At 55.5% G+C, this 13028-nt stretch carries 11 protein-coding genes; 7 read left to right on the forward strand and 4 right to left on the reverse strand.

Going from position 1 to position 13028, the window contains the following annotated elements:
* Positions 1–105: 105 nt before the first annotated feature.
* The 3 genes from PUV54_RS10130 to PUV54_RS10140 all read left to right on the forward strand — a co-directional run bounded on the left by PUV54_RS10130 (position 106) and on the right by PUV54_RS10140 (position 4512).
* Complete coding sequence (locus PUV54_RS10130) at positions 106–1992, forward strand: DUF885 domain-containing protein (protein WP_274492113.1); 1887 nt, start codon at positions 106–108, stop codon at positions 1990–1992.
* Positions 1993–2274: 282 nt separating this feature from the next.
* A complete protein-coding gene (locus PUV54_RS10135; protein WP_274492114.1) occupies positions 2275–4185 on the forward strand; it encodes a DUF885 domain-containing protein in 1911 nt (636 codons plus the stop codon).
* A 135-nt stretch (positions 4186–4320) separates the two neighbouring features.
* Entirely contained in the window at positions 4321–4512 is a 192-nt protein-coding gene (locus tag PUV54_RS10140; RefSeq protein ID WP_274492115.1) for a hypothetical protein, read from the forward strand.
* Here the strand turns inward: PUV54_RS10140 and PUV54_RS10145 are convergent.
* Together PUV54_RS10145 and PUV54_RS10150 are read right to left on the reverse strand one after the other, a co-directional pair.
* The gene (locus tag PUV54_RS10145) at positions 4500–4922 is read right to left on the reverse strand and encodes a very short patch repair endonuclease (protein WP_274492116.1); all 423 of its coding nucleotides are present in this window, start codon (positions 4920–4922) and stop codon (positions 4500–4502) included. The two genes, PUV54_RS10140 and PUV54_RS10145, sit on opposite strands and share 13 nt — an antisense overlap.
* Positions 4919–6055, reverse strand: coding sequence for a DNA cytosine methyltransferase (locus PUV54_RS10150; RefSeq protein ID WP_274492117.1), 1137 nt, complete (start codon positions 6053–6055; stop codon positions 4919–4921). The genes PUV54_RS10145 and PUV54_RS10150 overlap by 4 nt, the downstream gene beginning before the upstream one ends.
* Positions 6056–6506: 451 nt before the next feature.
* Between PUV54_RS10150 and PUV54_RS10155 the strand changes: the two genes are divergently transcribed.
* Positions 6507–7346 carry a hypothetical protein gene (locus PUV54_RS10155; protein WP_274492118.1) on the forward strand — a complete coding sequence of 280 codons (840 nt, stop codon included), beginning with the start codon at positions 6507–6509 and terminating at the stop codon, positions 7344–7346.
* 275 nt (positions 7347–7621) lie between these two features.
* The gene (locus tag PUV54_RS10160; protein WP_274492119.1) at positions 7622–8623 is read left to right on the forward strand and encodes a tetratricopeptide repeat protein; all 1002 of its coding nucleotides are present in this window, start codon (positions 7622–7624) and stop codon (positions 8621–8623) included.
* Here PUV54_RS10160 and PUV54_RS10165 read toward each other — a convergent pair.
* Both PUV54_RS10165 and kynB read right to left on the reverse strand, forming a co-directional pair.
* Entirely contained in the window at positions 8620–9840 is a 1221-nt protein-coding gene (locus PUV54_RS10165) for a kynureninase (RefSeq protein WP_274492120.1), read from the reverse strand. The two genes, PUV54_RS10160 and PUV54_RS10165, sit on opposite strands and share 4 nt — an antisense overlap.
* Positions 9837–10472: an arylformamidase gene (kynB, locus tag PUV54_RS10170; protein WP_274492121.1), complete on the reverse strand. Its 636-nt coding sequence runs from the start codon at positions 10470–10472 to the stop codon at positions 9837–9839. The genes PUV54_RS10165 and kynB overlap by 4 nt, the downstream gene beginning before the upstream one ends.
* A gap of 86 nt (positions 10473–10558) precedes the next feature.
* Here kynB and PUV54_RS10175 point away from each other — a divergent pair, with 86 nt between their 5' ends.
* The gene (locus tag PUV54_RS10175) at positions 10559–11860 is read left to right on the forward strand and encodes an amino acid permease (protein ID WP_274492122.1); all 1302 of its coding nucleotides are present in this window, start codon (positions 10559–10561) and stop codon (positions 11858–11860) included.
* The gene (locus PUV54_RS10180; protein WP_274492123.1) at positions 11857–13011 is read left to right on the forward strand and encodes an aromatic ring-hydroxylating oxygenase subunit alpha; all 1155 of its coding nucleotides are present in this window, start codon (positions 11857–11859) and stop codon (positions 13009–13011) included. The genes PUV54_RS10175 and PUV54_RS10180 overlap by 4 nt, the downstream gene beginning before the upstream one ends.
* Positions 13012–13028 lie beyond the last annotated feature (17 nt).

The raw sequence follows: 13028 nt of genomic DNA on the forward strand, positions 1-13028 counted from the left end.
GCAGCGAAGTCTCGGATTGCCGCAAACTTTGGAGCGGGTGCTGACAACGGCGCATCCAGCGGCGATGAATGCGGGTCGCAAACCAGGCATTTGAAGGGGCCAATTGTGAAAAAACTATACGCGGCGCTATTATGCGCAACCGCGTTGACCGCCTGCAATCAGAGTGCAGACGGCGGCGCAGACTCATCTGCTGTTCAAACTACAGAAAATCTAAATGCGGTTACGGAAGCAACGACAGACGCTGTCGAATCGGAGACTGAACGTCTCAATGCGTGGTTCGCCGCGCGGTGGGAAGAAACGCTCGACTTTTCGCCCATGCTCAAGACCCGTCTCGGGATGAAGGAAGACAATGACAAGATAAACGACTTATCGCTCGAAGCGCTTGATGAGCAACTGCAATGGCAACTGCAATCGGTTGCCGAGATGCAGAGCAGCTTCGATTACGATCTTCTCTCGCCCGAAGCAAAAATGTCCTACGATATCTGGGTTTATAATGCGCAACGGGCGGAAGCAGCGGCGCAGTTCCGAGATCAGCAATATATCTTTACACAGATGCTTGGCGCTCATGCGAGCATACCAAACTTTCTGATCAATTTTCACACTGTTGATACCGTAGACGACATGCATGCCTACAACGCTAGAATTAACGGCGTTGCGCGTGCTGTGACGCAATTACTGGAGCGAGCGCAAGCCAATGCTGAGAAGGGTACGCGCCCACCGCGCTTCGCTTATGAAGGCGTAATCGAACAATCAAGCGCTTTGATTACCGGCGCGCCGTTTGATGATGCCGAGAATGATGCGCCCTTATGGGCTGACGCGAAGTCTGAAATCGACGCGCTGCTCGAGAATGGCGTCATCGATGAAGACACGGCTGAACAGTTGCGCAATGACGCGCGTACGGCCTTGCTGGAATCGTTCGGACCGGCCTACGAGGCGCTGGTCGCATGGATGAGTGCGGATATGGTCAATGTCAGTGCTGAGGCGGCGGGCGTATCAAGTCTCAACAATGGCGAAGCGTTCTATGCGGACCGGCTCGCGGCTTCGACGACAACGGACATGATCCCGGACGAAGTGCATCAATACGGTTTGGATGAAGTAGCGCGCATTCACCAGGAAATGGAAGCCATAAAGGATCGTGTAGGATTCGACGGAACGCTGCAGGAATTTTTCGTATTCACTCGTGACGACGAGCAGTTCTATTTTCCTAATACTGATGAGGGGCGTGAGGCCTATCTGCAGGCGGCGCGAGAGCATCTGGCGTTTATTGATGAACGGTTGCCGCAGTATTTCGGCATCTTGCCGAAAGCGGATCTTGTTGTCCGGCGAGTGGAAGCGTTTCGAGAACAAGATGGCGGCGCGCAACACTATAACAGCGGAACGCCCGATGGTTCCCGGCCTGGCACCTATTACGCACACCTTTCTGACATGACTGCGATGCCTATCCCGCAGTTGGAGGTTATTGCGTATCACGAGGGCAACCCGGGCCATCACATGCAAATCTCTATTGCGCAGGAGTTGACCGGTCTGCCGACATTCCGGACGCAAAACTTTGTCGGAGCCTATTCAGAAGGCTGGGCGCTTTATTCGGAATTGCTGGCCAAGGAAATGGGCGCCTACGAGGATGATTATTCTGATTTCGGCAGGCTGACGTCAGAAATCTGGCGCGCCATCCGTCTCGTGGTGGATACCGGCATTCATTATAAGGGCTGGTCCGAAGAACAGGCCGTGGCGTACTTCATGGCGAATTCGCCAGCCCCTGAAGGCCAGATCCGTTCAGAGGTAAAGCGCTACTTTGTTTGGCCGGGTCAGGCGACGTCGTATAAAATCGGCATGCGTAAAATTCAGGACCTGCGCGCCAGGGCTGAAGCAGAACTGGGCGACCAGTTCGATATCCGCGATTTTCACGATACCGTTCTCGGCGGCGGGGCATTGCCTCTTGCCGTTCTTGAGCGCCGGGTGGATAGCTGGATTGAAACCGAAAAATCGTCATAGGGCGAAACACACTATTCCAGCATAGTTCTGGTTTTGGGGGCCTCATCATTTGATGAGGCCCTTTTCTTTTGTACGCGTTAAACCGTCTGACAGCGTCCGCTTGTGTTATTTTTTACAGGCTAGTCATTGACTGATGATGAGCCCCAATTTGGCTAAGACCTTAAACGGTTTATCGCGCCAGCCGGTCATTGTGGCGCAAAACTGCTTTTACCACGCCCGGCATTGTTCTAATCGCCCTTTTTTACTACTGTTCAAAAAAGAATAGTAATTTGAAAGGGGCGAATGGTGAAGAAATCCATAGGAAAACTGTGTTTGGCGCTGTTAGGTACAACAGCACTTACGGCGTGCGGCGACGGATGGAAATCGGGTAGCGCATCAGACGACGAGGCTGTGGCGGCTGAATCACACGCTGTTGAAGAACAGGCATCAACGCCAGACGCTGATGTTGTCGCTGCGGAAACAGACCGGTTAAATGCATGGTTTGCTGAGAAGTGGGAGGAAGGCCTCGAGTTTTCTCCCATTACAAAAACAACCCTCGGCATCAAAGAAGATTATGACAAGATAAATGATTTTTCCGAAGCTGGGCAGGAACAGCAGCTCCAATGGGGCCGTGAGGCCGTCGCCGAGATGCGTGCGGAGTTCGATTATGACTTGCTGACGCCTGAAGCGAAAACATCATACGATCTCTATGTTCATCAGTTAAATCAGTCAGAAGCAAACTGGCCGTTCCGCGATCACGGCTATACATTTTCGCAGCTTGGCGGCGCCCACACCTTTTTGCCGACGTTTTTGATCAACTTCCATCGCGTGGATACAGCAGAAGACATGGAAGCATATATCTCCCGTCTCAACGCCGCCGCACGTGCGCTCGGCCAAGCTCTCGAAGGCGCGCAAAAGTCGGCGAGAATGGGCATTCGTCCACCGCGATTTGCATATGAAGGCGCCATTGGGCAATCCAGAAGCGTCATTTCGGGCGCGCCCTTCACCGATCAAGGGGAAGCGCCGTTATGGGCCGACGCGAAGTCAAAAATCAACGCACTCCTGGAGCAAGGCGCGATTGATGAAGACCAGGCCGAGACATTGCGTTCTGAAACTCGCGAGGCCCTGACGACAGCGTTCCAGTCTTCTTATGAGGCGGTGATCGACTGGCTTGAAGAAGATATGTCGAACGCAGATGAGATCGCAACGGGCGTCGGGAGCCTGCCGCAAGGGGATGCGTATTATCGTGAACGCCTTGCGAATTATACGACAACGGATATGACCGCCGAAGAAGTTCACCAGCTTGGCCTTGACGAAGTCGCGCGTATCCACGGCGAGATGGAACTGATCAAGGATGCTGTCGGATTTGAAGGTTCGCTGCAGGACTTTTTCACTTTCGTTCGCGAGGACAGCCAATTTTATTACCCGGATACGGATGAGGGGCGTGAAGAATATCTGCAAGCAGCTCGTGATCATCTTGATTTCATTAAGCAGCGTTTGCCGGAGTATTTCGGGATCCTGCCCAAGGCCGATCTGGTTGTCAGGCGCGTAGAAGCCTTCAGGGAACGTCCGGGCGGGGCGCAGTTTTACTCGCAGGCGACGCCTGACGGCTCGCGGCCAGGCGTATTTTACGCCCACCTGTCTGACATGAACGCGATGCCGATCCCTCAACTGGAAGTGATTGCCTATCACGAGGGCAATCCTGGCCATCACATGCAGATTTCCATCGCGCAGGAATTGACGGACATACCAACCTTCCGCACGCAGCCAACCGTAACGGCCTATATTGAAGGCTGGGCGCTCTATGCGGAATACCTGGCGAAAGAAATGGGCGCGTATGATGATCCGTATTCCGATTTCGGACGTCTTTCATCTGAGCTGTGGCGCGCCATTCGTCTGGTGGTCGACACCGGCCTTCATGCCAAAGGGTGGACCGAAGAAGAGGCTGTCACGTATTTTCAGGAAAATTCGGCAGCGCCGGAAGGGCAAATTCGCAGTGAGGTCCAGCGATATATTGTTGCGCCCGGACAGGCGACTGCGTATAAAATCGGTATGCTGAAAATTCTTGAGCTGCGGTCCAATGCCAGAAACGAACTTGGCGAAAAGTTTGATATTCGCGGTTTTCACGACACCGTTCTTGGCGGCGGCGCATTACCGCTATCCATTCTGGAACGCCGGGTAGACGAATGGATTGCGGCTGAAAAAGCTTCCTGATTTGCTTTCCAATTGTTCATCACCGGTGCAGTGATCCTTAGGGCCTCATTAACAAATGAGGCCCATTTCATGTTCCGCGCTGTTGCTCAACTTGAACCTTTAGTGCGTGCCCGCCACGCATAGGGAGAATTGTAGATGAGCAAGAAGATTTATGTTTTCGAACTGGTGAATGAAGAAGGACGGCCATTTAAGAAGCTGTCCCGACGCTGCACGAATTTAGGCGCGCAGTCGCGTACTATCCGGCTGCTGCGCAAAACACCGAAGGCGGCTGCCGCGTTTGGATATGAAGCAGGCGGTTCAGCCGTACTATCCGCTTATCGTGATTGATTAGCGGTTAGTAATGTCGCCGCGTCGAGCGTTTTTATCTCGCATTCCCACACGGTGACGACACGCCAGCCGAGTTCTTTAAGAGCGGTTGCATTTTTCTGGTCACGCGCCTTGTTGCGGGCGATTTTATCACGCCAGTAGTCCGCGTTGGATTTTGGCTTCCGGCGCCCGCGTTTGCAGTTGTGACCGTGCCAGAAGCAGCCGTGAACGAAGATGACGGTGCGGTGCTTGGCAAGAACGATGTCGGGCTTGCCGGGCAGGCCCTTGACGTTCAGGCGGTAGCGATACCCAAGCGCGAAAAGCGCTTTACGAAGCGCGATTTCAGGTTTTGTGTCTTTGCCTTTGACCGCACGCATCACCTCTGAGCGTTTTTCTTTTGAGAAGACGTCGGTGTTTTTGCGTATCGTCATGCCGCTTTACGGGCGTTGGCTCCTTCTAGCGCGGGTTCGAACACGTTCTCGGCAAGCCAACGCACGACCGGAACGCATACGCCGTCGCCAGTAAGTTTCAACGCTGCTGTGGTGTTTGCCGGTAATTTGTAATCCTCAGGCAAACCCATAAGCCGCGCTGCTTCGCGCGGCGAGAGGAGGCGAGAGCGGACGGCGCCGTTTTCAATGGCGAGCACGATCTGGCGTGACGATCCGCCCGCCGGCGTGCGCAGACATCCGGCAAGTCCGTCGAACCGGGCTTCGACCCGCTGCACAGAAACGCCGTTCTCCGTGCGGGTTCGTCTGAAAGCGGTACCGGCGCGGCGTGCGCCGTTTGCGATGAGCGCACTGATACGACTCCTCTGGGTATTGCTCATCATGGCGATTAAATTGGCCGTGTAATCTGGTTCGTGCCATTTTGGCGCGTTCCAATCAATAATATCGGCTAGCCTGGTATTTCTACCATGCGGCGGCGAAGGCGACAGCCAGATGAACCGCTCACGCGCTGCAGCAGAAAGACTTTCATACGCGGCCAAGAGCGAGGATGGCGTTGTTTCATCCGCAGGCGGAAGAGTGGAAACGGGCGGCCGCAGTTCATGTGAAAACCCCAGAACGAAAAGGCGCGGCCGAGACTGGGGCGTAAACGCCTTCGCATCGAGAACCATCGCGCTAACCGCGTAGCCCGCGCCGGCGATCCTCTCGACTACGGCCTTAAAGTCTTTCCCGTTGTTTGAAGTCAAAAGACCAGCGACATTTTCGATAGCGATGATTCTTGGCCCGCGCTGCGCAGCGTTGAGATTTTCAATCAAACTCCAGAAAGGAAAGAAAGCACTTGAACGTTGCGCGCTAATACCGCCACGGGCGCCTGCGAGTGACAAATCCTGACATGGAAAAGAGCCCCAAATCAGATCGGCTGACGATTGCGGGAGGTCTTTTGGGGACAATGTAGAAATGTCGCCTTCAAAAAGGTCATTCCCGCCGAAATTTTCAGCATAAGCCGCGCATTTCGCCGGGTCGATGTCGTTTGCGAAAAGACAGCGCCATCGCTCCCCCATCCCCGCACGGGCCATGCCGCCGCCAGCGAAGAACTCCAGAAATGTGCGATTCGCTGACATGGTTTTTTATTGTTCCCGATTCTCAACCGAAACGCAGATGAAAGTCTGGTGCGCCCCATTTCCGCCGCAATCATCAGCATACGCATGGGTGTTGCCTTATTTGCGTCACGATTGCCGTGTTTTCGCCTCAATTCAAGCAATTTCTCGCGCCAAAGTTACAGCGTTACAATTGACGCCACATCGTTCCTGGCGCAGATTGCAATCGGGCGCTAGGGGGCTCGCACTATTCGCAAGGAGAAGCGAATGCCCTTGATGGACATTTCAACACTAGACTTAAGGACTGTGGCGATTGCTTTCAGCGCAGCAATCGGGGCGGCGATGTTCGCAGCGCCCGCATCCGCCGCGCCGCAATCCTCCACTCAATCGGCCTGGACCGTCGGACTGGCGAGCATTCAGGTCGCTGCGGCCCAGCAACGTGAAGGCCGTCGCGCTGAAAGGAGAGGCGGCCGCCGTGACGGCGCCCGCAACAACGGCGGCAACCGCCGCGCTGACAATAACCGCCGCCGCAACGACGGCGCCAGAAATCGCGGTGGGAATCGCCGGGCAGACAACAACCGCCGGCGTAATGACGGCGCCCGTAACAATGGCGGCAATCGCCGGGCAGATAATAACCGTCGCCGCAATGACGGCGCCCGCAATAATGGCGGCAACCGTAGAGCCGACAATAACCGCCGCCGAAACGATGGGCAGAGGAGACTGGGCGGATATGAAGGCGCGCCCAATGATGGCGGTAACCGCAGGGCTGCTGACAATCGCCGCCGTAATGACGGCGCCCGTAACAATGCTGGTAATCGCCGGGCAGATAATAACCGTCGCCGCAATGACGGAGCCCGAAACAACAACGGTAACCGCAGAGCCGACAACAATCGCCGCCGTAATGACGGCGCTCGAAACAACAACGGAAACCGCAGAGCTGACAATAACCGCCGCCGAAACGACGGCGCCAGAAATGGCGGCGCACGACGCGATGCTTATCGCAATGGGCGACGAGATCAACGTGCACGAGACCGAGGCAATCGCCGGGACGCTTACCGGCAAGGCCGCAGAGACCAACGTGCAAGAGATCGTGGTCGCGCGAGAGACTCATATCGCCAGGGCCGCAGGGATCAGTGGCGTCAGGATCGCCGCTATTATCGCGCCGACCGCCACCGCAGAAAGGGATACGGCCCGCGCCGCAAACATGGCTACTGGTCGCCGAGCCACGGATACTTCGTTTATTCCAGAGGGTATGATCCGTTCGGCTGGCTGTTCGTCAACTGGGGCTGGGATGTCTATTCCCGCGGCTACATAGGCGACTGCTACCCTGTGTCTCAAACTTTCCGTCGCGGCGGACGCCGATATCAAGAAGTGGCGCTGCTTTGCTACGATTATTGGGGCTTTGGCTACATCAAGCCTGGCAGCCGTAGAGTTTACCGCACCTGGTAGGACTACAAAGGCGACAATGCGTAAAACGGGCGCTGGTTCATCCGGCGCCCGTTTTTTATCGGCGTTGATTCGCCGCCATTGACCGCAATGGCCGACTCTGGAGAGAAGATCGGGTCATTCTTGGGCTTAATCGGATCCTCAATGCACGCTTGGTCTCGCATTCTGTCATCGATTGCGTCGGTTGCAGCCGCAGCCGGGCTGTCATTGCCTGTATTAGGGCCTGCATTTGCCGCGTCGGGGCTGGAGGACGTTCAGGTGGGCGAGCGGGAATTGCAGACCCGCATCGCGATCATCTGTGACGGCGCCTGCGCCATTGAAAAACGAAGCGATGAGTTATTCTTTCTGCCAGGCGTCGATGCGGAAATGTCGCTGGACCTCTCTGATCGCAGTTTAAATATTGAAGGCTTTTCCATCGTTAAAGACGCAGAGGGAAGCGTTCTCAGGATCGCTCCCACGAGATTAATTGAATACGCCAATGCAAAGCCGTGCCGGATCAAGGAGCGGCCCGCTCAATGCGTGGATATTTTCTTCGCTGACGCTCTCCCAAGGGAAGCCAGAATTGAAACACCAAGCCTGGGGCCGGAACCGGCTGTCGCAAAACCGAACTTGCGTGAGAGCGAACCGGACCGGCTGTCACGTTTTGCAAGACTAGCTCCGCCAGAACGGCTTGCGCCACCTCAAGGAACCAATCTCGCTTCGGTGCAGCCCGCGTTTGATCCGGCGGCGCAAAGTGCGCCGTCCATTCGCGATACAGTCCGCGAAACGGCGCCAATCGCGAATGTTAGCGGTGCGGATGGTTTTGATTATGCGGCGAGCATAAAGTCTTTGTTGGGAAAAAATCTCACGCCCGGGTATTGCGCGTCGGCCAAAGCGACGTTGCAGGCTGACCCCTGGGCGCTTGAGGCCATGTCCGATGTCGGCCTGTGTGAGGCGGCGGCCGGCAATGCGGAAAAGGGCGAGCAAGTGTTGTCTCGTCTGCTGGAATACACGCCGGATGCTTATGAAGCCCATGTGGGGCGCGCATTGATTGCTGTGCAGGCTGGAGAAAAAAGCATCGCGCGGCGGTATTTTCAGGATGCGCTGAATGCGCCGCCGCCGATTGAAGAATCGAACCGCATCGTCGCGGCAATGAACCGGCTCTAGATAACCGCTTTGCGCGTTATGAATTCGGGCGCGTTCCAGCTTTCTGACGTCATCACCTGTTCGAAAGCGTCTGCGGCGTCCCAGACGTCCGAATAGCCAAGATACAGCGGCGCGAAACCAAACCGCATCAGGTCAGGCGTTCGGAAATCACCGATGACGCCGCGTGCGATCAATGCCTGCACGACAGCATAGCCGTCTTTGAACTTCAGACTCACATGTCCGCCGCGGCTTTCACCAATACCCGGCGATACGGATTCGAGGCTCAGCTTTTGCGCGCGGAGCAGAAAAATATCGCCAAGCGCTTTGGCTTTCGCCTCAACGGCGGACATGTCGATATCAGCAAAGACATCTAATGCCGCATCCAGCACTGACATCGAAAGGATCGGTGGCGTGCCGCAAGCGAACCGTTTAACACCTTCACCCGGCGCGTAATCTCCAGCAAAATCAAAAGCGTGCGCATGTCCCATCCAACCGGATAAGGGTTGATTGAGTTTTTCCGCAGCCTTTCGTTGCGCATAGACAAATGCCGGCGCACCGGGCCCGCCATTCAGATATTTGTAACCGCAACCAACAGCGAAGCGCGCACCCGCAGCTTCAAGATCGAGATTAATGACGCCGGCGGCGTGGCTTAAATCCCAGATGATGACGGCGCCGGCTTTTCCGGCTTCCGCTTCCCATGCTGCGATATCCGCGATAGCGGCGGTTTTATAATGCACGGCGCTCTTGATCAGAACGCTGGCGCCGCCCGCAAATGCTTCAACCGGCCCGCCTTGATGGTTCAGTTTTATGAGCGGCGAATTCGTCAGGTTAGCCAGCCCTTGCAGGATGTAACCATCAGTTGGAAACTCGTCCTGTTCGTAGGCGAGCGCGCCGGGATGCAACTTGAGCAATGCGCTTGCCAATTTGAAAATATTCACGGAAACAGAATCGCAAACAATGACGTCATTGGGGTCAGCGCCGACTAAGGTCGCGATTTTGGCGCCGCATGTTTTCGGCAGGTCGATCCAGCCAGCCGTATTCCATGACTTAATGAGGTCCTTGCCCCAGTGATTGTGCGCCGTTTCATGCAGCCGTTTGAGCGCACTGCGCGGCGGCGGTCCGAGTGAGTTGCCATCGAGATAAATAACGCCTTCGGGCAGGTCGAAGTGTTCGCGCAAGGGCGCCAACGGGTCAGCCGCGTCGAGGGCCTCGGCATCTTTTCGGGAATGTACGGTCATGACATCGTTCTCAATAAGGCGCGAACAGGCGCGGCGTCGAGGCCTTTCAGTTTTAAAGGTGGTGCAATCAATTCATAAACGCCGGGCGCCACATCGTCGAGACGCAACCCTTCAAGGATGCGCATGTCAGCGCGCCGGACAGCGTTATGCGCATCCATTGTTTTGGAAGAAGCGGGGTCCAGCGACGGCGTATCGACGCCAATCAAACGGCAGCCGCACGTTGCGAGCCAGTCGATAGCGCCGGCGTCGATGGCGGTGAAATTTTCATCCCACTCGCTTGGAATACGTTCATAGGTGCGAATGATAACGCGTTCGGGCGCCGTTACGCTGATTTCATCCAATGCCTTGGCGATTGAATCCTTACTTACGAGCGGTGATTGATCTGTAAGCTGAACAACAGCGCAAGGACCGATATAGGGAGCGAGGTCAACCTGATCAATCGGTTTTCCGTTTTCATCATAATGCAAAGGGGCGTCCGCATGGGCGCCGGTATGGGTGGACATGACTATGCGTGAAACATTGACAGGGCAATCGGCGCCAATTTCCCAACAGCGCGTCGCGGAAAATTTTGTGTCACCCGGAAACATAGGAGTTGCGGCGCTGACAAGAGGCGTTATGTCAATGATGGTCATGAATGTGATCAATCACGAAACTCTACGCGGCGTCAATTCCGGAGCTTTTGCTTGACCACAGGAGCAATGAAGCAGAATGTTTGTGCATGAATTCCCCCATAGAAACTAGGGTCAAACCCGCCATCGGTTTTTGGAAATGCTGGTCCATGGCCGTTGGCGTCATGATAGGGTCGGGGGTTTTTCTTCTCCCGGCGTCCTTAGCGCCTTATGGCGGCGTCAGTTTCCTTGGCTGGCTTTTGACAAGTGTTGGAGCGATTTTAATAGCCCTCAGTCTGGGCCGCCTTGCCGGCCGTACAGAGCGCACAGGCGGGCCTTATGTTTATGCGCAAAAAGCGTTCGGAGATCTGACAGGTTTTCTCGTTGCCTGGGGCTATTGGCTGGGCGTTGTCTTCGCAACAACTGCAATCGCGGTCGCCTTCGCCGGGTATGCCGGTGCGCTGGCGCCGATGCTGGGCGCTAGCCCGTTAACGCAAGGCGCTGTTGCTGCAGGCCTGATCGTTCTTCTTACCCTTATCAATTTGAAAGGCGTCGCCGAAGCGGCGTCAATGCAGCTTGTCATGACAATATTAAAACTCGTTCCGCTGTTTTTGATTGTCCTCGTCGCTATCTTTGCCGGTTCGCCGGAAAACCTTCCGCCACTTAATCCGTCAGACGCACCATTCGGTAAAGCGCTGGCCGCGACCGCGCTTCTCACGATGTGGGCGTTTTTAGGACTGGAGTGCGCGGTCATTCCGGCGGGTGATGTTGAGAACCCCACAAAAACTATGCCGCGCGCGATTGTGACTGGTACGATATTTGTCGCTGTTCTTTATATCGCCTCGACTGCCGCCGTGATGTTCTTGTTGCCGATAGAAAAACTTGCGGTTTCGACCGCGCCTTTCGCGGATGCTGCGTATCCGCTTGGTGCGATCGGGGCGCCCTTAATCGCCATAGGTGCGATTATATCCACGGCAGGATCAGCAAACGGTAACATATTGATGAGCGGGCAAATGCCCTTGGCTGTCGCGCTGGACGGACTTGCGCCAAAAGCACTCGCGCGCCGCAATGCCGGCAATTCCCCTGCGTTGGCGCTGATTCTTTCGTCTGCGCTGTCTATCGCGCTCCTCGCGTTCAATTATCAGGAAGGCCTCGTAGCGGCGTTCACATTCTTGATCACCATGTCAACGCTCGGCACGCTGGCGCCGTACCTCGTTTCTGCCGTGGCGGAGTTCAAATACTCCTGGCGCAGCGCCAAAGGGTGGGCGGCGATTGCTTTATTGGCTGTGATCTATTCCCTGATTGCGATGCTTGGGGCAGGACTCAAAACGTTGCTCTGGGGGGCGGTCTTGATGTTGGCGGGTTTGCCGGTGTTTTATTGGGTGAGGCGTAAGAAAACAGGGCAAGCATGAGTAAAGCTGCTGAGTTTGAAACGGGGCTTCCTGCATGGGCATACACCGACCCTGACTTCTTCGCGCTGGAACGTGAAAAAATTTTCGCATCCAGTTGGCAGATCATTTGCCACGACAGCGACATCGCAAAACCTGGCGCCTATGCGACGCTGAATTTCATGGGCGAACTGATGATGGTCGTGCGCGGCAATGACGGCGTCGTGCGCGCGTTCAAAAATGTTTGCCGCCACCGGGCAGCACGCTTGCTGGATGCGCCATTTGGCCGATGTTCATCTCGCATTGTTTGCCCGTATCACGCCTGGACATACGATCTGGAAGGCAAACTGGTCGGTGTGCCACGGCAAGACGGGTACGACTTTTTCGAAAAGCGGAACTACGGTCTGACGCCGTTAGGTCTCGGTGAATGCGGAGGGTTTTATTTCGTAAAAGCAGGTGAGGGCGGTCAGGCGTTTGACGATTTCGCCAAACCGTTTCGCGAAGAATTCGAAATCTACAAGTCGCGCGAAATGAAAGCGCTGGGGCGCATTACGCTGCGCGAGCGTGTTGTGAACTGGAAGATCGCGACGGAAAACTACATCGACAAACTTCACCTGCCAGTTGCGCATGACGGTCTTAGCGGCCTTGTTGGCGATACTTACAAATTGAGGATAGACGGCGATGCTTATCGCATTGAATCAAGCATAGAAGCATTGCCGAACCAGTCGCCTTCGGTGCGGGCGTACAGAAAATTTCTGCCAGCAACGGCGCATTTGCCAGATGAGCGCCGCAGGCAGTGGCTATATCTGAAACTCTGGCCGAACCTCGCCTTTGATATTTACCCTGACCAGATCGATTACATGCAATTCATCCCGCTTGCGCCGGACCGGACATTATTGCGGGAGATTTCATACGCCATCCCTGATGAGAGTCGTGAAATGAAGGCCGCGCGATATCTCAACTGGCGGATTAACCGGGAAGTCAATCTGGAAGACAAAGACGTGATTGAGCGCATGCAAGCCGGCCTCGCCAGCGGAAACTACGTGCCGGGTCCGATCTCGCGTGAAGAAATCTGCCTGCGCGATTTCGCTGAACGGATGCGACAGGAACTGCCCATATGCCGTGAGCGCCAGCGGCCAACAAAAGCGGCTTTTGAACACGCCCGGCAAGCTTGACGGGTATCGGGACCCCG

Source organism: Hyphococcus flavus (assembly GCF_028748065.1).
Classification (GTDB): Bacteria; Pseudomonadota; Alphaproteobacteria; order Caulobacterales; family Parvularculaceae; genus Hyphococcus; species Hyphococcus flavus.